The organism is Mesorhizobium sp. LNHC232B00, from assembly GCF_000502435.1.
GTDB lineage: Bacteria > Pseudomonadota > Alphaproteobacteria > Rhizobiales > Rhizobiaceae > Mesorhizobium > Mesorhizobium opportunistum.
The window spans coordinates 16654-35889 of the sequence record NZ_AYWP01000029.1; the positions used below are offsets into that span (position 1 = coordinate 16654).

23 protein-coding genes and 1 tRNA gene are annotated in these 19236 nt (G+C 64.0%); 11 read left to right on the forward strand and 13 right to left on the reverse strand.

The genetic code is table 11. The features are described 5' to 3' along the window. The first annotated feature begins 234 nt into the window (after nt 1-234). The 4 genes from X743_RS143920 to X743_RS143905 all read left to right on the forward strand — a co-directional run bounded on the left by X743_RS143920 (nt 235) and on the right by X743_RS143905 (nt 1306). Entirely contained in the window at nt 235-525 is a 291-nt protein-coding gene (locus tag X743_RS143920) for a hypothetical protein (RefSeq protein WP_023768194.1), read from the forward strand. Nucleotides 526-561: 36 nt separating this feature from the next. Continuing rightward, nucleotides 562-635 (forward strand) — tRNA-Gln (locus X743_RS143915). A gap of 99 nt (nt 636-734) precedes the next feature. Further along, the gene (locus tag X743_RS143910; protein WP_013894483.1) at nt 735-941 is read left to right on the forward strand and encodes a hypothetical protein; all 207 of its coding nucleotides are present in this window, start codon (nt 735-737) and stop codon (nt 939-941) included. 119 nt (nt 942-1060) lie between these two features. Beyond that, nucleotides 1061-1306, forward strand: a complete 246-nt coding sequence (locus X743_RS143905; protein WP_023768195.1) for a DUF982 domain-containing protein — start codon at nt 1061-1063, stop codon at nt 1304-1306. A 19-nt stretch (nt 1307-1325) separates the two neighbouring features. Here the strand turns inward: X743_RS143905 and X743_RS143900 are convergent, their stop codons facing one another. Then, nucleotides 1326-2399: a PAS domain S-box protein gene (locus tag X743_RS143900; protein ID WP_023768196.1), complete on the reverse strand. Its 1074-nt coding sequence runs from the start codon at nt 2397-2399 to the stop codon at nt 1326-1328. 86 nt (nt 2400-2485) lie between these two features. Continuing rightward, nucleotides 2486-2728 (reverse strand): hypothetical protein, encoded by a 243-nt coding sequence (locus tag X743_RS143895; RefSeq protein WP_023768197.1) that lies wholly within the window; start codon nt 2726-2728, stop codon nt 2486-2488. 280 nt (nt 2729-3008) lie between these two features. Between X743_RS143895 and X743_RS143890 the strand changes: the two genes are divergently transcribed. Continuing rightward, nucleotides 3009-3314 carry a hypothetical protein gene (locus tag X743_RS143890; RefSeq protein ID WP_023768198.1) on the forward strand — a complete coding sequence of 102 codons (306 nt, stop codon included), beginning with the start codon at nt 3009-3011 and terminating at the stop codon, nt 3312-3314. Nucleotides 3315-3381: 67 nt separating this feature from the next. On the opposite strand, the gene X743_RS143885 is transcribed toward X743_RS143890, so the two are convergent. The 6 genes from X743_RS143885 to X743_RS06225 form a co-directional block, all read right to left on the reverse strand. After that, entirely contained in the window at nt 3382-4491 is a 1110-nt protein-coding gene (locus X743_RS143885) for a D-alanine--D-alanine ligase family protein (protein WP_023768199.1), read from the reverse strand. Nucleotides 4492-4508: 17 nt separating this feature from the next. Next, nucleotides 4509-5126, reverse strand: a complete 618-nt coding sequence (locus X743_RS143880) for a C39 family peptidase (RefSeq protein ID WP_031258435.1) — start codon at nt 5124-5126, stop codon at nt 4509-4511. 103 nt (nt 5127-5229) lie between these two features. Beyond that, nucleotides 5230-5745, reverse strand: a complete 516-nt coding sequence (locus X743_RS143875; RefSeq protein ID WP_023768201.1) for a hypothetical protein — start codon at nt 5743-5745, stop codon at nt 5230-5232. A 210-nt stretch (nt 5746-5955) separates the two neighbouring features. After that, nucleotides 5956-6384: a VOC family protein gene (locus X743_RS143870; protein WP_023768202.1), complete on the reverse strand. Its 429-nt coding sequence runs from the start codon at nt 6382-6384 to the stop codon at nt 5956-5958. Nucleotides 6385-6455: 71 nt separating this feature from the next. Next, a complete protein-coding gene (locus X743_RS143865; protein WP_031258437.1) occupies nt 6456-7655 on the reverse strand; it encodes a PLP-dependent aminotransferase family protein in 1200 nt (399 codons plus the stop codon). A gap of 132 nt (nt 7656-7787) precedes the next feature. After that, nucleotides 7788-8285 carry a hypothetical protein gene (locus X743_RS06225; RefSeq protein WP_031258438.1) on the reverse strand — a complete coding sequence of 166 codons (498 nt, stop codon included), beginning with the start codon at nt 8283-8285 and terminating at the stop codon, nt 7788-7790. 146 nt (nt 8286-8431) lie between these two features. On the opposite strand from X743_RS06225, the gene X743_RS143860 reads away from it, so the two are divergent. After that, nucleotides 8432-8998: a DUF922 domain-containing protein gene (locus X743_RS143860; RefSeq protein WP_051508617.1), complete on the forward strand. Its 567-nt coding sequence runs from the start codon at nt 8432-8434 to the stop codon at nt 8996-8998. Nucleotides 8999-9010: 12 nt separating this feature from the next. On the opposite strand, the gene X743_RS143855 is transcribed toward X743_RS143860, so the two are convergent. Further along, nucleotides 9011-9544, reverse strand: a complete 534-nt coding sequence (locus X743_RS143855) for an alpha/beta hydrolase (protein ID WP_023768206.1) — start codon at nt 9542-9544, stop codon at nt 9011-9013. Nucleotides 9545-9652: 108 nt separating this feature from the next. On the opposite strand from X743_RS143855, the gene X743_RS143850 reads away from it, so the two are divergent. Next, nucleotides 9653-10132, forward strand: coding sequence for an Lrp/AsnC family transcriptional regulator (locus X743_RS143850; protein ID WP_023768207.1), 480 nt, complete (start codon nt 9653-9655; stop codon nt 10130-10132). 153 nt (nt 10133-10285) lie between these two features. Here X743_RS143850 and X743_RS143845 read toward each other — a convergent pair whose 3' ends face one another. Both X743_RS143845 and X743_RS143840 read right to left on the reverse strand, forming a co-directional pair. Then, nucleotides 10286-11344, reverse strand: a complete 1059-nt coding sequence (locus X743_RS143845) for a Gfo/Idh/MocA family oxidoreductase (protein WP_023768208.1) — start codon at nt 11342-11344, stop codon at nt 10286-10288. Between the two features lie 151 nt (nt 11345-11495). Further along, nucleotides 11496-12113, reverse strand: a complete 618-nt coding sequence (locus X743_RS143840) for an XRE family transcriptional regulator (RefSeq protein ID WP_023768209.1) — start codon at nt 12111-12113, stop codon at nt 11496-11498. A gap of 136 nt (nt 12114-12249) precedes the next feature. On the opposite strand from X743_RS143840, the gene X743_RS143835 reads away from it, so the two are divergent. The 3 genes from X743_RS143835 (at nt 12250) to X743_RS143825 (ending at nt 16322) form a co-directional block, all read left to right on the forward strand. Further along, the gene (locus tag X743_RS143835; RefSeq protein WP_023768210.1) at nt 12250-13383 is read left to right on the forward strand and encodes an FAD-binding oxidoreductase; all 1134 of its coding nucleotides are present in this window, start codon (nt 12250-12252) and stop codon (nt 13381-13383) included. Between the two features lie 41 nt (nt 13384-13424). Further along, complete coding sequence (locus tag X743_RS143830; RefSeq protein WP_023768211.1) at nt 13425-15041, forward strand: ABC transporter substrate-binding protein; 1617 nt, start codon at nt 13425-13427, stop codon at nt 15039-15041. A gap of 180 nt (nt 15042-15221) precedes the next feature. Beyond that, on the forward strand, nt 15222-16322 hold the full coding sequence (locus X743_RS143825) for a serine hydrolase domain-containing protein (RefSeq protein ID WP_023768212.1): 1101 nt from the start codon (nt 15222-15224) through the stop codon (nt 16320-16322). Between the two features lie 2 nt (nt 16323-16324). Here X743_RS143825 and X743_RS0137000 read toward each other — a convergent pair whose 3' ends face one another. Then, on the reverse strand, nt 16325-16681 hold the full coding sequence (locus X743_RS0137000; protein ID WP_032923432.1) for a 3-keto-5-aminohexanoate cleavage protein: 357 nt from the start codon (nt 16679-16681) through the stop codon (nt 16325-16327). Nucleotides 16682-16765: 84 nt separating this feature from the next. Between X743_RS0137000 and X743_RS1000000171245 the strand changes: the two genes are divergently transcribed. Next, a complete protein-coding gene (locus X743_RS1000000171245; RefSeq protein ID WP_181176884.1) occupies nt 16766-16960 on the forward strand; it encodes a hypothetical protein in 195 nt (64 codons plus the stop codon). 131 nt (nt 16961-17091) lie between these two features. On the opposite strand, the gene X743_RS143820 is transcribed toward X743_RS1000000171245, so the two are convergent. Next, the gene (locus tag X743_RS143820; RefSeq protein ID WP_023768214.1) at nt 17092-19185 is read right to left on the reverse strand and encodes an EAL domain-containing protein; all 2094 of its coding nucleotides are present in this window, start codon (nt 19183-19185) and stop codon (nt 17092-17094) included. Between the last annotated feature and the right edge of the window lie 51 nt (nt 19186-19236).

Genomic DNA, 19236 nt, shown 5'->3' on the forward strand with positions numbered 1-19236 from the left:
AGGAACAGCACATGCCTTCGCGGCGCTCGTTTCCGGGCCACCATTGCGGCGTCTCATAAGGCTTCCTGTTTTGCATTCCCAGCAATGCGCGGGGCATCATTTGGTTGCGCAAGCCTGCGCCGCGCCTCAAGGAAGAAACTGTCGCGGAACCGCCGGACAGGATAGTGGTTTTGTGGGAACATGCATGCCTGCCGGATGAAGACGCCAAATCGCGTCAAACAAAGAGAAGCCCTCATGTCTGTTCGTATCGTGTTGATGGCCGTGGCGACGCTGCTCGCGACGACCGCTCTCGCCGATGCCCGGCCTGACAGCCGCCGCATGAGCTGCGACGAGATCCGCGCCATGATCCAGAGCCATCGCGCCGTGGTTCTGACCACCGGCCCGAACACCTATGACCGCTATGTCAGGCATTTCGGCAAGGAGTGCGACTGGCCGGAAGTGCCAATGTCGGCCTATATCCCGTCCCGCGACGGTCACTGCCCGGTCTATCGCTGCGAAGATCCGCCAGACGATATCCCGAATTGACGGCCCACCGTACCGGCGTCATAACGGTCCGACTTCTCCCGCTTCGTCTAATGGTAGGACAGCGCCCTTTGAAGGCGTCAATCGTGGTTCGAGCCCATGAGCGGGAACCAGCCCTTCAGCCAGGCAGCGTCATGTTTTCAAACCGTCCCTCCTGAAACCATTCGATCGACCCTGCGTTGACGCCATGGCCAGACACGAGGAGACATCTCATGACCGTCAACTGCCGCATATCCATCGACAACCGGCCGGACGCCACGGACGTCGTTTTCCAAGCCGTGCCGCGGATCGGGGAGAGCGTTTCCCTGTCGGTTGACGGAAGCGCACAGGATCTGCGGGTCTCGCGCGTCGTGCATGTGCCGGATGGCACGTTGGAAGGCGCCGCGATCATCGTCGAGGTGACGACCAATATCCTCTAGCCCAACATGATTGGCTCGCTGGCGATGGCGCCCCGCGGCCTCACGCGACAGTGATCGGCCGCGATGAAACCTCACGCCGCCGCCGGGCGTTTAGCGGCTGGAGAATTGTCGAGGTTTCAATGCAGACTGCGTGGTTTTCCAGGCCCGTGGTGGTTTCGGTCGGCGTCACAGGCGCCACCCGCAACTTGTCCAACACCCAGCAGGCCATCGAATTGCTGACGACACATTGGCGCGACGCCGGCAGCCTGAAACATCAGTCGGCGCTGCGCGCCTGTCGCCGGGCTGCGAGCGGTGACATGTCTTCCGATGTCGCCAGGGAGGCGTTTGTCGAGGCCGCGCGCGAGGCGCATATCCTGGTCGAATAAGCAGGCTGGCAAGCAGTGCCTAAGTTCCGAAGCCCGTATCGTTGTTGGCCTCGGTACCGGCCTGCGGCACGATGATCGATGCCAGCGGAGCGGATAAGCTCCAGCTGAGATGCCCGGGCGACCGCTCCAGAGTGGCGGAGCCGCCCAGCGACTGCGGTGCAACGCGCTGCAGGACGACCGTCCCGAACCCCTTGCGGGTCGTCTCCTCGCGCCTGTCGTCGGCATAGGGCGGCGATGTCTCGTTCCAGAGCAGCTGGAATTCTCGCTCGCCCAAGGCATCGCGGCCTGACGCGCCGGAATCTATCGTCCAGGTGATCTCGATCCGGCCGGCCTCGCTGGCCAGGGCGCCATATTTGGACGAGTTCGTGCCAAGCTCGTGGAACGCCATGCCGAGATTCTGGACCGCGTTCGACTGCAGCGTCAGAACCGGTCCGGAGAGCAGTATCTGCTCCTCGCGGCCGAAGGGCTTGAGATGCTCCTGGATCAGGTCGAACAGGCTCGCTCCCGCCCATTCCGAGATGACGAGCAGATCGTGCGAACGTGACAGCGCCATGATGCGGGCGCGGATCATCTCTTCGAACTCGTGCGGATCGCTCGAGCGCTTGCTGGTCTCCCGGACCATCGACAGGATGACCGCGAACTGGTTCTTGACGCGATGGTTGACCTCCCGCATCAGCAGCCTGATGCGGCGCTCGCTCTCCTTGGCAGTGGAAATATCGCGGGCGATCTTCGAAGCGCCGATGATCTCGCCATGGCTGTTCCTGATTGGCGACACCGTCAGCGACACGGCAATCAGCGTGCCGTCCTTCCGCCTTCGCGTCGTCTCATAGCTTGCCACCCGGTCGCCGCTGCGAACCTTGGTGATGATCTCGGTCTCCTCGCTCTTGAGGTGATCGGGAATGAGCATGAGGATAGATTGGCCGATAGCCTCCTCGGCGCTGTAACCGAACATGCGTTCCGCCGCCTGGTTCCAGCTTTGGATGACGCTGCTCAGATCCTTGCTGATAATGGCGTCGAACGAGGAATCGACGATTGCCGCGAGGCGCGCATCGGCGCTTGCCCCCTGTTTATCACCGCCTAGGACGTCGATCATCACCGCTCGCAATGCAGTTTCCCCCCATCAGATAAGGCGCAAGCGGACCAAGGCAATCGCCGGTGCGAGGATTACGGCACCGACTTTCACTCGGCTTGTTCAGGTGATCCCTTGCCGTCTCCGTTGGGTTTGATCACCCCGAACTCCTGCGATTTGGCCCCAAGTTCCGCCGTCAGGAAGCCATCCGAGGCAAGACCGCGGCGCAACAGTTCCCGCACCGCGGCCGAGCGGCTGGGCATGCGCTTGTCGAAACGCCAGTTTTCCAGCGCCGCGAGTTCATCATGGGTGAGCATGATCTGCAGTCGTTCCGGACGTTCCAGTTCAGCCATGTCCGCCTCCTTGCGCAGGACCAAAATGCGCTGAGTTAGTATCTAACTCATTTGTCTCATAGTTAGGAATAGCTTCATAGCACGTCAAGTGCCGCCAAAGAGTGGAGTCCCTAAATGTCGTGCCTCCCGCATGATGACAACGATACATAGGTAGAGCGCTTGTATAGCTATGCTAACTGACTGATTTCAATGCGATTTTTGAACATTTCTGCTTGCCCCGCGCCGGCATTCGGCGCATAGTGGGGTCTTGACGGAAACCACATCCCCTTGGGAGGTTTCGATGCGGTATGACTATTCCACCCGGTTGCGCGATGACGTCAGTTCGCTGGTCCGCACCGCAGTTAAAACGGCAGGCATCGTCAACGTCACTCTGGTGGCGGAAAGGATCAGGGTCAGGAACCTGACCGAGAATGTCGCCCTTGAGGACGTCGAATATCTGGTGCTGCAGGCAGCCCTGCTGCTCGGCGCGGCACTCGAATTCGACACATTGAGCAATTGGCCGGCTTTATCGGAAAGCGGCGTTCTTGATGGCGAAGAGCCTGCGATCAGCACACCCGCATTTTCGCAACTGGCCTCGATGCAATAACGTCGCCTCGCTGCAGCGCCCGGTGCGATCCAAACACTGGAACGGAGCTTTTTGCTCCCGAACGGTATCACCGGCTGCGCGCGGACAGAGCCGGGGTCACCGCACCCCCATGCCTGGCCAGCGCGTGCTCGATCAGCACGTCGATGACCTGGCTGTAGCCGATGCCGATCGCGGCGAGCGCCTTGGCGTACATCGAGATGTCGGTGAAGCCGGGCAGCGTGTTGACCTCGTTGACCAGCAGCGAATCGTCGGCGCGCAGGAAGAAATCGACGCGCGCCATCGCCTCGCAGCCGAGCGCACGGAAAGCCTGAGCGGCCATTTCCTTCGCCTTGCCGGCGACACCTGCCGGGACATCGGCTGGTACTTTCACCACCGCGCCGTCGGCGTCGAAATATTTGGCCTCGTAGGTGTAGAAGCCATGCTTGCCGGCCGGGATGATTTCCCCGGGCAGCGACACCGTCAGCGAGCCGTCGGCCCGCTGCAGCACCGAGCACTCGATCTCGCGGCCTTCGACGAACTCCTCGATCAGCACCTTGCTGTCATAGCGCAAAGCCGTCTCGACGGCCTGCTCGAAGCCATCCCTGTCCTTCACCTTGCTCACCCCGAAGGACGAGCCCTGGCGCGCCGGCTTGGCGAAGAAAGGCAGCCCGAGCGCGCCGGCAACCTCCTGGAAGGAACAGACATCGCCCCTAAGCACGGTGACCGAGCGGGCAACGGCAAGCCCGGCCTCGCGCATCAGCCGCTTGGCGACATCCTTGTCCATGGCGGCCGCCGAGGCGAGGATGCCGCAGCCGACATAGGCGACATCGGCGACTTCCGCATAGCCCTGTACCGACCCGTCCTCGCCGAACGGCCCATGCAGCACGGGAAAGACGACATCGACTGGCGGCAAGTCAGGCCGCAGGCCAGCTTGGGGCACGGCCACCAGCCGGCCCTTGCCGCCGGGCAGCAGGGCAATCTCCACGCCGTCCCCGGACACCGGAGCCCCTGCCCCGTCGGCACCGGCTTCGGACGACGGCTGCAGCAGCCATCTGCCATCCCTGGAAATGGCGATTGGGACCACCTCGTAGCGCGCCCGGTCGATCGCCTTCAGCACATTGGCGGCCGACAGCCGCGACACGTCATGTTCGGCCGAGCGCCCGCCATAGAGGATGGCAACCCTGATCTTATCCTTCATTGAAAATCCCCTGGAAATCAAAAGCTGACGGCAATGCCGCGATTGGCAAAGAAGCGGTCGAAATCGGACGGCGCCAACACTGCGTTTGCCTGTGTGGCGCTGGTATGGCCGGATGGATTGTGAAAGCGGAAAAGCTGATCCGACGCGGACGTGACCAGCACAAGATGCCCGCCCTTCGACGGCGGCTCGCGCTCGGGCCAGCGGATGGCACTGCTGACCGAAGCGATGAAGAAGCGCGACTGGCTAAGGATCGCCGGGATGTCCGACGTCGTGACATTGGTCATCACCTGCGCCTCCAGGCCAAATTCCGCCTGCACGAAGGTGACGAAGGGTGCGTAGATCAAGCCCTTGATCGATCCCGCGCTGACGACATAGCCGCCATGGCCAGTGCATCGCCTGGCAAGCTCGGTCGTCGGCACGATCTCGCCGCGAGTCGCCAGGATCATCTTGAGACACGCCATGCCGCAGATGTTGGCGGCCCAGACCGCATATTCGTCGAGTGTTGCCGCGCCCGAGCCCTGCCACAGCGGATCGCGCCTGAGCGCTGCCTCGGCGCCATCGGCGAGCACGGCCAGCGTCATGTCGGGCGTTTCCCACTGGCTGAAAAACGGCACGGTTTCAGGCAGTGGACGCATGCGGACTCCCGGGAGTAGCTGGCTCCATCTCGTATACGAGGATACGAGATGGATGAAAAGCTGCTTGGTGCCCGTTTCGAAACTCCAGTAGCCCCGGCGCCGCCTACTCGACCTTCGTCCAGCCGAAAACCAGCCAGGCGTATTTCGATTTTTCGTCGGGCTCGGCCGTGTAGGTCATCTGTATGTCGCCGTCCTTGGCGTAGATATCAAGCCTGGGCGCGGTGTCGAGCTTGAGCCACAGCGAACTCTTGCTGAAGGACCAGGCTCCGCACCAGACGCAAGGCCCTGATGCCGGGTCGCCGGGCTGATGAAAATTGTAGCGGCCGTCCGCCGTGATCTCCAGATAGTCGAACGCGGTGTAAAAATTGGTCACCGTCTGCTGGAATTCACTGGCCGCCGCCTCCTGCTCTGGCGTGGGCGCATCCGTCATGTCGCGTGGCGGCCGGGTGGTCGCGCCGCTGAGTTTCCACTTGCCGACAAAGTCCTTCTGGGTCGGAAGATATTCCTCCTGGGCTTGCGCCGAAGAGATATGAGCAATGGATAATGTACCAGCCAGGCCCATGGTCGCGACCGCAAGTAGAAGTGCTGTGGAACAGACGGCCTTGGTCGCGTTTTGCATAAAATTATTCCTCGATGGCGGGGTAAGGGATGTCAGTTTGGGCGTTTTATTGAAAAATCCGCGGCACGCGTTGCATCGATGCTGATTCCCGCCCGCCATCGGCACGGTTAGCATCGAGGCTGGCAATCTGGCAACGCAGGGGATGCCGTCAATGTGCACGACCTCGGGTCAGGGCACGGAAAACGCCGGAGTAGGATCTCCCTGGATTTTCTAGAAGGTGATCCTCACCGAGGCCGCGCTGCGCGTATGCGGTCCGTGATGTACGGCCTCGATGTTGTTGCCGTCAGGGTCGAGCAGGAAGGCGGCGTAATAGCCGGGATGATATGGTCGCTCGCCCGGCGCGCCATTGTCCGTGCCGCCCGCCGCCAGCCCGGCCTTGTAGAAGGCATCGACCATGGCGTGATCCCTGGCCTGGAAGGCCAGATGATGACGGCCGGTGAGCTTTCCCAGTGCGGCGCGGCTGTCGGCACTGGAGACGAACAGTTCATCGGCCCAGAAATAATCCTCGGCGCTGCCGCCGATCGGCACGCCGAGCACACTGAAGAGCGCCTCGTAGAAGCGCCGGCTGGCTGGCAGATCCCTGACCACCAGCTGGATATGGTCGATGAGCCGGCCGCGATGCAGTTCCTGGGTCGCCATGCAAAACTCCTCCTCGCAAGACCTCGAATTTAGGCCCGGGGGGAGCGCCGTCAATGCGCGCAGACCAGGCCTTAGCCCTTGAGCAGGGCCGCCAGCCGGGGAATGCCCTCGCTCACCGCGCGGCGGTCGGCCAGCGTGAAGGATAGCCGCAGCGTGTTGCGCCCGGTGCCGTCGGCATGGAACGCGTTGCCGGGCACGAAGGCGACGCGCGCCTCCTTCACCGACCGCGCCAAAAGCTCAGTGGCGTCGGAGCCTTCCGGGAGCGTCGCCCAGACGAACATGCCACCTTCCGGGCGGCTCCAGCTCACGCCCTTTGGCATGTTGGCCTCGAGTGCCGCGAGCAAGCCGTCGCGGCGCTCGCGATAGGCGCCGATCAGCTTTTCCACCTGGGCGTCGAAGACGGCTTCGGCGACGCGGTGCATGACCAGCTGGTTGATCGACGGGCTGTGCAGGTCGGAAGCCTGCTTCATCAGCACCAGTTTCTCCACCACGTGGCGCGGCGCGCACACCCAGCCGACGCGCATGCCCGGCGACAGGATTTTCGAGAACGAGCCGCAATAGAGCGTGCGCGCCTTGTCGATGCCGCCGGAGCGCGCGCAGTCCAAAGCCAGGATCGGCGGCACGCCCTCGCCGTCATAGCGCAGCGCCCGGTAGGCGGCGTCCTCGATGACGGCGATGTCGAGCTCGCCGGCAAGATCGAGCACCGCTTCGCGCTGCTTTTGGGCCAGCGTGTTGCCGGTCGGGTTGGCGAAGTCCGGCACCAGATAGGCGAATTTCACCCGGCCGCCATTCGCTGCGGCGGCGGTGTGATAGGCCGCCGGCGTCATGTTGCCGCCTTCCGGCCGCAGCCGGTCGTAACGCGGTTCGTAGGCGTTGAAGGCCTGCAGGGCGCCGAGATAGGTCGGCCATGTCACCAGCGCGGTATCGCCGGGCGACAAGAACAGCTTGCCAAGATAATCCAGCGCCTGCTGCGAGCCGGAGGTGATGAAGACGTTGCCCTCGTCGCAGGCGACGCCGAGCTTGCCCATCTGCCCGGCGATCCAGCGCCGCAGCGGCAGATAGCCTTCCGAGACCTGATACTGCAGCGCTGCCCCCGCCTCCGCACCGCCCAGCACGTCGGCATAGGCGTCGCGGATCGCCTCGGCCGGGAACAGCGACGGATCGGGAATGCCGCCGGCGAACGAGATGATGTCCGGCTGGTCGAGCAGCTTCAGCAGCTCGCGGATTTCGGAGGCTTTCATGCGCGACGAGCGCGAAGCCAAAAGGTTCATAAGGGTCAAGTCACGCCTCCCCGGAACGTTTCGAATATAGGTCAACTTGACTGACCTATATCCGCTTTGTCAGGCAATTTGAATAGTGCCTGAATGCCTTCCGCTATGCGCCAGGGAGCGAAGCGACGCGGTTCAATCTCCATCCGCGGGCTTGGCCTTGCCGCACTGCGCCAGCACCTTGCCGATCGCCCCGCTCGATCCCTTCAGCGGGAAACTGATCGCGCCATATTTCGCCGCGCTGACCGACACGTCGCCCTTGCCGCGCAGCAGATCCAGCAGCGGATCAGTTTTTTCCATGTCCACCACGAAATAGTTGTACATTTCTTCCAGCTGCAGCGTCTTGGTCACCGTCCTGCCGTCGGCCTTGAACTCGAACGAGCCGCTGACGCCCGGTTCCAGCTGCTGGCCTGCGGTGCCGAGATCGTAGCTCAGCACCGGCTTTTCGAAACAGGTCAGCATCAGATACGCATCGCCCTTCGGCCCGCCGCAGACCGAGGCGGTCAGTACGCTGCCGCCCTCATCTTCCTCCATCTTGGCGCTCCAGCCGCCGCCGCACGACGCGGCAAACGCCGGCTGCGCGGCCTGCAGTGCGGCCAAGGCACCGGCAATAACGAGATATCCAGCTCTCATGACTTTCCCCCAATTGGCTCCTCTGGAGCATTTGCAGCACCCGCCGGCAGCATATAGGAAAAGCCATCCGGTGACATTGGCTGTTCAGCACCGGTCCTGGTTTGGGGAGAGCGGTTTTGGGAGCCTGTGTTCGTCTGTGCCTTTTCATGGCCGCCCTGGTGGCCATGCCGCTCACCGCACATGCGCAGTGGAAGCCGGTCGAGAAGGTCGAGACCTATGCCATCTTGGGCCAGTCCGGACCGGAACTCTACCGCTCGATCGGCGAGAACGGGCCGAATGTCGGCGTTGCCCGGGCCATCGCCCACACCAATTTCAAGCTGACCTGGACCCGGGATTATCAGGCGCGGGCCGGTGCCTGCGTGCTGGCCTCGGCCAAGCCGAAGCTCATCATCACCTACACCTTGCCCAGCCCCTCCTCGCCGCTGCCGTCAGCCGTCCAGAGGAACTGGGAGGTTTTCCTCGCCGGCGTCAGCGCCCACGAAAAGGTGCATGGCGCGACCATCGTGGACATGGTGCGCAAGATCGAGACGGCGACCGTCGGCCTGACGGTCGCCGATGATCCCAAATGCAGCAAGATCCGCACCGAGATGACCAAGCGCCTGTCGGCACTCTCGCTGGCGCAGCGCCAGGCAAGCCGCGACTTCGACCGGATCGAACTCGGCCAGGGCGGCAATCTGCAGAAGCTGATCCTCGCCTTGGTCACTGGCGGCTGAGCGCTCTCACCTTCAAGCCTCGGACATGAGGCTGTCGAGCAGTTCGAGGCCCTCGGGCCAGTCGCCCAGGCCGCTGTCGGCATTGATGTGGCCGAACGGCCCGATGACGACGATGCGGCTGCCCCATTGCTTCGCCCGCGCCTGGGCATATTCCTGCGAGCCGTAGGGATCGTCGGTGCTGGCCACCACCAGTGAGGGGAAACGCAGCCGGCCCTCGGGAATTTTGGCGAAAGCCATGCCATATTCGGGAAAGACCGCCGACGCCGGGTCGGGAACGCCAACCAGCAACGCCGCCTTGACCGACCTTAGCGAAATTTTCTGCCAATGCGCGACCAGCAGGCAGGATAGGCTGTGCGCGACCAGGACCGGCGGCCCGGGCGCCGCGACCACCGCAGCCTCCAGCGCCGCCAGCCAGTCGGTGAAATCAGGCAGGTCCCAGCTTGACGGCTGGAAGCGCTGCATCGCGTGATTGGCGCTTTCCCAGCGCGATTGCCAGTGCTCCGGGCCGGAACCGCCACTGCCCGGCAGGATGATGAAATACGTCATGTCGCCTTGCTCCAACCGATCACTGGGGCATGATGGCGTCTTGCGGTGGCGTCGGGAATGGGAAACCATCGGGCAAACCGTTCTCTCGCCGATGGATTCAAGGTGACCATGAAGATCAGTGATGAGCGCGCACCGCTCGACCCGACCGACATCGCCATTGTCGAGGCCATGCAGGAAAACGGCCGCATCGGCATATCGGAGCTCGGCCGCCGGGTCGGCCTGTCGCAGCCGGCCACCTCCGAGCGGGTCAAGCGGCTAGAAGAGCGCGGCGTCATCGCCGGCTACACCGCGGTGATAAATCCGGCCGCCCTTGGTCTTGGCATGATGGCGATCATCCGCGTGCGCACCACGCATGAGCACATCCGGCCCTGCCTGAAGCAGTTCGCCGAAATGCCCGAGATCACCGAGGTGCACCGGCTGACCGGCGAGGATTGCTTCATCCTGAAAGTGATCGTGCCCTCGCCCGCCCACCTTGAAACCATCGTCGACGCCGTGGCACGCCACGGTGCGGTCACCACGGCATTGGTGCTGCGCAGCGAGACGCCGAAGCCGATCGGACGCGAGCTGATCCGGAGGTCGGCCGGTTAGAGCAATTCCAGGAAAAATGTGAGCGGTTTTCCATAAGGAACTGCTTCGATCTGTCGGGCCAGCCCTATCGGCTGAGATCAAGCGCAGCGCTCAAATCTCCATCGGCGGCTGATCGTTGTTGCCCCACAGAAGGGAAGACCTTGCCAACCACTCTCACCGCGTGTCCGCGCGTGCCGCGAGCTCTGCCCGCCTCTCATCCGACACCACCGCCAGATCCAGCACCTTCTGCAATTCGGCGGCGTGGCGGAAGGACGGTTCGGCTTGCACGCCGGTTCGCACCGCATCGGCAAACCGCTGGTAGTTGGTCGGCACGGTGCCGGCATCGAGCTCTTCCCATTTGCCATCGTCGACATTGTTGCCGACGCAGGCCTTCAGCGCCGAGCCGTCGAGATTATGCACCACCTCGATGCCGCCTCTGTCACCATAGATGCGCAGGCGAAGCTCGTTGAGATGGCCGGTCGCCCAGCGGCTGGCATGCACCACGCCGAAGGCGCCGTTGGAAAAATCCAGCGTCATGGCGAAGCTGTCATTGGCGTCGAGCCCATAGTCGCCGATCCGGTTGCCGGGCGCCTTGTCGAAGGTGCGCAGCCGGCAGAACACATGGTCGATGTCGAGCGCGGCACCATAGCTGGCGAAATCGAGGATGTGGATGCCTACATCGCCGAGCACCCCGTTCGAGCCGTGGCCGCGCGACAGGCGCCACAGCCATTTCGGATCGGTGCGCCAGTCGCCCCAGAATTTCGACACCAGCCAGCTTTGCAGATAGGACGCCTCGACATGCCGGACGGTACCGATCTCGCCCGCCTGCACCATCTGGCGCGCCTTCTGGAGTGCCGCGACATTGCGGTAGGTGAGGTTCACCATATTGACGATGCCGGCGGCTTCTGCGGCGTCGGCCATCTCGGTCGCCTTGCCGAAATTTTCGGCCAGCGGCTTCTCGCACAGCACCGGCTTGCCGGCGGCGATCAGCGCCATGGTGGTCGGATGATGGATGCGGTCCGGCGTGACATTGGCGACCGCGTCGAAGGCGCCCCATCGCAGCGCTTCCTCCAGCGAGGTGAAGCGGTTTGGGATACTGAAACCGTCGGCGAATTCGCCGACACGCGCCGGATCGACATCGACGGCACCGACAATGTCGACACCCTCGACGGCGCTGAAGCGCCTTGCATGTTCCTGCGCCATCCAGCCGGTGCCGAGTATCAAAAGCCGCATTTTTTCTCCCGTCGTCTCAAGGTTGTTGCCGGCGACTGTGGAGATACCCCTCTCCGCCCGGCCCTCTCTCGTCCCAGCCAGCGCCTCAGATAGCGCGGAAAATGCCGCCGTCGACACGGATGTTCTGTCCGTAGCCGGCGAAGCGCCGCCCCTACCCCTCCACCGTCTCCAGCACACTGAGCAGCGTGCCTTCCATGTCGGGCTCCTCGCCGGAGCAGACGCACAGTACCTCGGCGTCGCCCTCGCCCACCGACAGATAGGCGTGACCCATGGTGGAATCGATGTAGACGCTTTCGCCCTCTTTAAGCCGCACCGGCGCGTACTGGTCGGTGTGCAGTTCGATCTCACCCTTGAGCACGATCAGGAATTCCTCGCCGGCATGTTTTGTCAGCGGGCCGAACTCCTCCGGCGTGCGGGCGCGCGCATAGGCATGGATCGGCACCATGCGCTTGCGCACCAGATCGGTGGCGAGATAGCGGTAGTCGTAGTTGCGGGTCAGCTGGCGCAGTGTGTTGGACTGCGATGTCACCGAGCGACGGGTGCGCGCCGAAGGCTGCTTGCGGTCGCCGCTGAGCAGTTCCGTCACATGGATGCCGAGCCCCTCGCAGATCTGCAAGAGCTTGTCGTAGCTCAGCGACATCTGGTCGTTCTCGACCTTGGACAGCGTCGACACCGCGACGCCGGTAAGCGTGCTGACCTCCTGCAGGGTCCAGCCATGCGTTTTTCTCAGGGCGCGAAGACAGTCACCGAGGTTCGGTTGCTCCGACATTGTCAGCTCCGTTGCGCGGCCATCGAGCCGCTTGCCCACCCTAGGTAGTCGAACTCCCCGTCGCCATCAACAACATCAACAATTTTCTTATACGCTAAATATTGACTGGATATGAAATTATTTTTACGACTGACGGATGCGGTCGAACCCCTCCAAAAAAATCATTGTCATCGGTGGCGGCATTGCCGGCCTGTCACTGGCCGCCGCCGTGCGGGATTGGGCCGAGGTCACTGTCATCGAGCGCGAGCCGCATCTCGGCTACCATGCCAGCGGCCGCTCCGCCGCTTTGTTCACCGAGACCTATGGCAACCGGCTGGTGCGAGCGCTGACGCTGGCCAGCCGCCAAGCCATCGTCGAGGGCGGCTTCGTCGCGCATCGGCGCGGCGCGCTGCATGTCGGCTGGAAAGGCGACGACGCGGCGATCGATAGGCTGGCCGGCGAATTGCAGGCGCTGGTGCCCAGCGTGCGCCGCCTGTCGGCGGCCGAACTCCATGCGCTGGTCCCGGTCATTGCCGCCAGCGCCACCTGCGGCGGCGTCTATGAGCCGGACGCGGTCGATGTCGACACCGGCAAGATGCTGACAGCCTGCGCCTCGGCGCTGAAGGCCAGCGGCGGCACCACCCGCACCGGCGAGGAGGTCCGCGCCATCTCGGCCTCCGGCGATGGCTTGCGGGTGGAAACCAGCGCCGGCGCCCATACGGCCGACATCGTCGTCAACGCCGCCGGCGCCTGGGTCGATGCCGTCGCCGGCATGGCGGGGCTCCCCGGCCTCGGTTTCCAGCCGAAACGGCGCACCGCCTTCCTGTTCGATCCGCCCGCCGCCGCCGATATTGCCGGCTGGCCCCTGGTCGTCGACCTGCACGAACAATTCTACTTCAAGCCCGATGCCGGCAGGCTGATCGGCTCGCTCGCCGACGAAACCGATTCCGAGCCGTGCGACGCGTACCCGGAAGACATCGACGTCGCCATCGCGGTCGACCGCATCGAGCAGGCGACGTCGATGCGCATCGGCCGTCCGTCGACGCCGTGGGCGGGCCTGCGCACCTTCGCGCCGGATCGCACGCCGGTCGCCGGCTTCGATCCGCGCCTGCCCGGCTTTTTCTGGCTCGGCGGCCAGGGCGGCTACGGCTTCCAGGTGTCGCTGACTTTGGCCAGGCTGAGCTCGGCGCTGATGCGCGGCCAGCCCGTGCCCGAAGATGTCGCCGCGCTCGGAGTCACCGCCGCGGCGCTGGCGCCAGATCGTTTCCTCGCCCAGGCGGCGACGCCATGATTTCATGTCCACCCCGTAAAGTGTCATCAGGAGCGTTTGCGATGAAATCCACCGTTCTGCGCGCAGTCCTAACCAGATCCCTTCTGGTCTCGTCCGTCCTGGCCGCATCGATGCTTGTCGGCCAGGCCTATGCCAAAACCCTGGTCTATTGTTCGGAAGCCAATCCCGAGACCTTCAACCCGGCGATCGGCATTGCCGATTCCACCATGGACGCCGCCGCCAAGACGATCTTCAACCGGCTGGTCGAGTTCAAGCCGGGCACGACGGAGGTCGGACCGGCGCTGGCCGAAAGCTGGGAGGTCTCGCCGGATGGCAAGACCTATACCTTCCACCTCAGGCACGGCGTGAAATTCCAGTCGAACGAGCATTTCACGCCGACGCGCGACTTCGACGCCGACGACGTGCTCTACACCTTCAACCGCCAGCGCGACGCCAACAATCCCTATCACAAGCTCGGCGGCGGCGCTTACGAGTACTTCAACGCGCTGGGCATGGGCACGCTGATCGACAAGATAGACAAGGTCGACGACCACACGGTGCGTTTCACGCTGACGGCGGCCAATGTCACTTTCCTGGCCGGGTTGGCACTCGACTATCTCTCGATCCTGTCGCTGGAACAGACCGAGAAGATGGTGGCCGCCGGCACGCCTGAGCTGATCGACAGCCAGCCGGTCGGCACTGGGCCGTTCGTGCTTCAAGCCTATGTGCCCGACAGCCAGGTCCGCTACGCCGCCAACAAGGATTACTGGCGCGGCGCGCCGAAGATCGACACGCTGGTCTTCGCCATCACGCCCGAACCGACCACCCGCGTCGAGCGCATCAAGGCCAATGAGTGCCAGGTCGCCGCCCCGCCGCCGCCAAGTGCCGTCGCCGACCTGCGCGCCGATCCCGACATCACGGTGCTCGATCTCAAGGGTCAGAATATCGGCATCCTCGGCTTCAACGTCGAACACCCGCCGCTGGGCGATGTGCACGTACGCACAGCGCTGGCCAAGGCGATCGACCGCAAGGCGATCGTCGAGGCGGTCTATGCCGGCGCCGGCACGGTCGCCGGCAGCGTCGTGCCGCCGGCACAGCTCGGCGCCGTCACCGATGCCGGCATCGACTACGATCCCGCCGGCGCGAAGAAATTGCTGAAGGAGGCCGGCCACGAAAGCGGCCTCAAGATCAGCCTGTGGGCGATGCCGGTGTCGCGCCCCTACAACCCCAACGCCAAGCGCATGGCCGAGATGATCCAGGCTGACTGGGCCAAGGTCGGCGTCCACACAGAGATCGTCAGCTTCGAATGGGGCGAATATCTCAAGCGCACCGCCGCGGGCGAACAGGATGTCTTCCTGCTCGGCGGCAGCAGCGACAATGGCGATCCCGACAACATGCTGAGCTATCTCTTGTCCTGCGACGGTGTGAAGGGCGGCTCCAACCGCTCGCGCTGGTGCGACAAGGATTTCGAGAAGCTGCTGGACGAAGGCCGCGTCGGCGCCGACCAGAAAGAGCGCGCCGCCATCTACGGCAAGGCGCAGGCAATCCTGAAGGCCGAAGTGCCGGTGGCGCCGATCGCCCATTCGATGGTGGCGATCCCGATCCGCAACAGCGTGCTCAACTACGTGCTCGACCCCTTCGGCCGGCAGAATTTCGCCGCCGTCGATATGGCGGAGTGAGGCCGGGCGCCTTCCCTTCTCCCCTTTGTGGGAGAAGGTGTCGCCGAAGGCGACGGATGAGGGTGCTCCAGGGAACGCCAACGTCTCACTCCGCTGGAACACCCCTCATCCGTCTCGGCGCTAGCGCGCCGATCCACCTTCTCCCGCAAGGGGAGAAGGGAAAAAGAAAGCGAGACATCCATGACAAAAGACCTGGCCGCCCTCCTCGACACCTATCTCGCCGATGGCGCGGTCGGCACCTCGCTCGCCTATTCGACAGGCGCCACGCCAACCGCCCTCACCGCCGGCCTCTCCGACCGGCAGCACGTCACCCCTGTCACATCGGACCAGCTGTTCAAGATCGGCAGTTGCACCAAGACCTTCGTTGCCGCGGCCCTGGTCAAGCTCGCCGAGACAGGCAAGCTCGATCTCGGTGCGCCGATCTCCCTCTGGTTTCCCGACCTGCCGGGCGCCAAAGACATTTCGGTGCGCCAGCTGATCAACCACCGCAGCGGCCTGCCGGAATTCGAGTACTACATCCCGATGGACCCGAGCCGGCGGTGGACGCCCCGGCAGCTGGTCGATATCGCCTTCGCCTCCGACAAGCAGAATGCGCCGGGCGGTCCCGCCGTCTACAACAACACCGGCTATGTGCTGGCCGGCTTGGTGATCGAGGCCGTCACCGGCCAGTCGCTGGGCGCCTATGTCAGAAGCGCGATCCTCGAGCCGCTTGGCCTGGAAAACACCTGGTCGCCGGCGACCGAAGCCTTCCCGGAAAAGGCGATGGTGCGCGGCTATTACCACCGGCCGCCGCCGGCGCCGAATGCGCCCACCGACATCGCCTCAGGCGGCGAGATGTGGCGCATGGACGGCGTGCTGCCCTACGCCGACGACCTGCAGGACTCTTCCGATTCCTTCCCGTTCGGCGCTGCCTATGGCTGCGGCGACATGGTGTCGACGCCATCCGACATGGTGACGTTCATGCGCGGTCTGTTCTCCGGTAGACTGTTGTCGCCGCCCTTCTTCGCCGAGATGTTCGAACACCGCGTGCCGGCGAGTTTTCCAGGCACCCGCATGCGCGAGACCGGTGCCGGCATGTTCCAGAGCGCCTACGCCGACCGCGCCTTCTACGGCCATCAGGGCAGCATTCCGGGTTATGTCGCCGTCATGCTGCACGATCCGCTCTCAGGATTGACCATCGCCATGACCAGCAATGTCGGTTCCGGCAACCGCCTGTCCTTCCAGGCTAGCGGCTTGCATCCGGTTGTCGACCAAGCGATCCGGATTATCTTGGGACACTGACTTTACCCACTCAAGGGCGCCGGCCGGAAGACAGCGACGGCCGCCGCGACAATCTCGGCATTGTCTTTTGCCGTCCTGCCATCGGCGAGCGTCCTGCCATCCTCCAGCCCGACCCGCGTCGACCAGCGCTTCCGATGCGCAAGCTCCACGAACGACCACACCGTGGCGTCGACGCCATGCAGCAGGATCGACCGCCGCAGCCCGGCCCGTTCGAGCACGGCGGCGATGCCGTGCGCCTCGTCAAGCGCTGCATTCAGATCCCGTATGTCGATCTCGACCAGGATGCGTAGCACCCGGTTGTGATCGGCAAGCGTCACGAGGCGCTCGGCATCTTCCGTCGGCCTCGATACCGACGGCATTTGAGTAAAAAGCGCCTGTGGATATTTACCTCGCGTTCCGCCAGGCCGGCCAAGATAAATTAGGGCGGGATCATGGAGGGACCATTGACCAGCGATTTTTCAGCCGCCCGCGTCCACCTCGAACGTGCCTATCACTACCTGCGTGGCAATGACGAGACGAGCCGTGCGGCGTGTGACGCCCTCGATCTGTTGATCGAAACGGTGGCGGAAGCACAACACAGGCGACCCGAAATTGGGGTAGTGGAATTTCCGCGATCGACGGCGCGGCAAAACCGTTAGAGAGCAATCCAGGAAAAATGTGAAACGGTTGTCCCGGGAAAAGCGCCTAGCACCTTCCCTTGGGATTGCGTCAAAACGTAGTGTCGAGTTTCAGGTAAGGTCATCCTCACCTGAAACTCGATACCCCGATTTCACGATGCCTTGCGGGCCGGCACCTCGCTCGCACGTGCGACGATCTGCTCCAGCGGCTCCGGCCGGTGCAGCAGGAAGCCCTGGCCGAAGGCGACGCCCATATCGCCGAGCATGGCCAACGTGTCCTGGCGCTCGATTTTCTCGCCCACCACGTCGCAGCCGAGGCTGCGGGCAATGCTGGTGATGGCCAGTACGATCTCGCGGTCGAAGCGGCTTTCCGTGATGTGTTCGATGAAGGAACCGTCGATCTTGATCGTGTCGACGGGGAAACGCCTGAGATATTCGAACGAACTCATGCCGGCGCCGAAATCGTCGAGGCTGACCCGGCAGCGCCGCTCGCGCGCCTTGCGCACGAACTGTTCGGCGGCGTCGAAATTGGTGACGGCTGCGGTCTCGGTGATCTCGAAGCCGATGCCCGAATGCGGCACTCCGGTCTCGTCTATGACACTGTCGACGAACGCCCACAGTTGCGGATCGCTCAGCGTCTGTGCCGACAGGTTGAAGCCGAGCGTCAGCGCGCCCGAACGCAAGGCGGCGCCGTACCGCGACAGCGCGGTGCGGATGATCCAGCGGTCGAGCCTTGAAGCGATGCCGAACCGCTCGGCCACCGGAATGAACTCGCCCGGCGGCACCAGCCGGCCATTGCGCCCGGCGAGCCTGGCCAGCACTTCGACATGACGGCTTTCCTGCCAGGGCTTGCCGAGCAGGTGGATTTCCTGGCCGAACAGTTTGAGCCGTCCGTCTTCCAAGGCGTCGACCGTATCGGCGGCGACACGCGCGGCATTGAGCCCACCCGACCCGGATTCGACGATCGTGGAGAACACCGCGAAACGATTGCGCCCGGCAGCCTTGGCCGCGTAGCAGGCGTCGTCGGCGCAAGCCAGCGCATCGGCCACCGTGGTGCTGGCGTCGTCGATGAAGGCGATGCCGATCGAGGCCGCCAGTTTGCGTGACAACGCGGCCGTGCCGAGGTCGGCCTCGCGCACCGCGCCGAGCACGGCAGTGGCGATCCGCTCGGCCTGCGAGGCATCGCAATGCGGCACCAGCAGCGCGAATTCGTCACCACCCAGCCGCGCCGCGTGCGCCGCCTGCGGCAGGCAGCCACGGATGCCGGCGGAAACGCTCTTCAGCGCCAGGTCGCCGGCGGCGTGGCCGGCAAAGTCGTTGAGCGCCTTGAAGTAGTCGAGATCGACATAGAACACCGCCAGCGGCACACCCGCGGCGATGTGGTCGGCGAGCAGCCTGTCGAAGGCGGCGCGGTTGCACAGGCCGGTCAGCGCGTCGTGGCGGGCCGCGTAGGCAAGCTCCTGCTGGCGCAGCTTTTCCTCGGTGATGTCGCGCACCGTACCGAGGATCTGGCCGGCAGCACCCGCGGCGGCAACGAAGCGCACCAGCGACTCGACACGGCGGATCTCGCCGTCGCGCCTGATGATGCGGTATTGCGAGGCGGTGACGCCGTCAGAGCCGGGTGGCGGCAGATGCGCCCGCTCGGTGGCTTCCTTGTCGTCGGGGTGCAGATAGCTGTGCCAGAGGTCTGCTGTCATCTCGTCGGTGCCGGCGACCAAGCCGAATATGTCCCTGGTGCGAGCATCCCAATAGCTCTTGTTGGTGGCAATGTCGTAGTGCCAGATGCCGGTGCCGCTGGCGGCGAGCGCCAGGCGGAAGCGCACATTGACCTGTTCAAGCTCGGCCTCGGCGGCCTTCTGCTTGGAAATGTCGGTTTGCACACCCATCAGCCTGGTGGGCCTTCCGGACGTGTCGCGCTCGACGATGCCGCCGCGATCCAGCACCCACACCCAATGGCCCAGCTTGTGCTTGAGCCTGAGTTCGGTCTCGATGGCATCGGTCAACCCGGCAATATGGCGGTCGCCGCTGGCCAGCGCATGCTTGCGGTCGTCGGGATGGGTGAGTTGCAGCCACAGGTCGCTGGTGGCGGCGAGCTCATCCTCGCTATAGCCCAGCATATGCGCCCAGGTCGCCGAATAGAAGCAGTCGCCGGTCCGAATATCCCAGTCCCAGACGCCAAGCTGGGCGCGTTCCAGCGCTTTCGCCCAGAACGTTCCATCGCGACTTTTCTTGTCCTGACGCGCCATCGTCTGTTTCGCCTGCCCCACCCGCGGGCAATCTGCGACAGAACCAGAGAA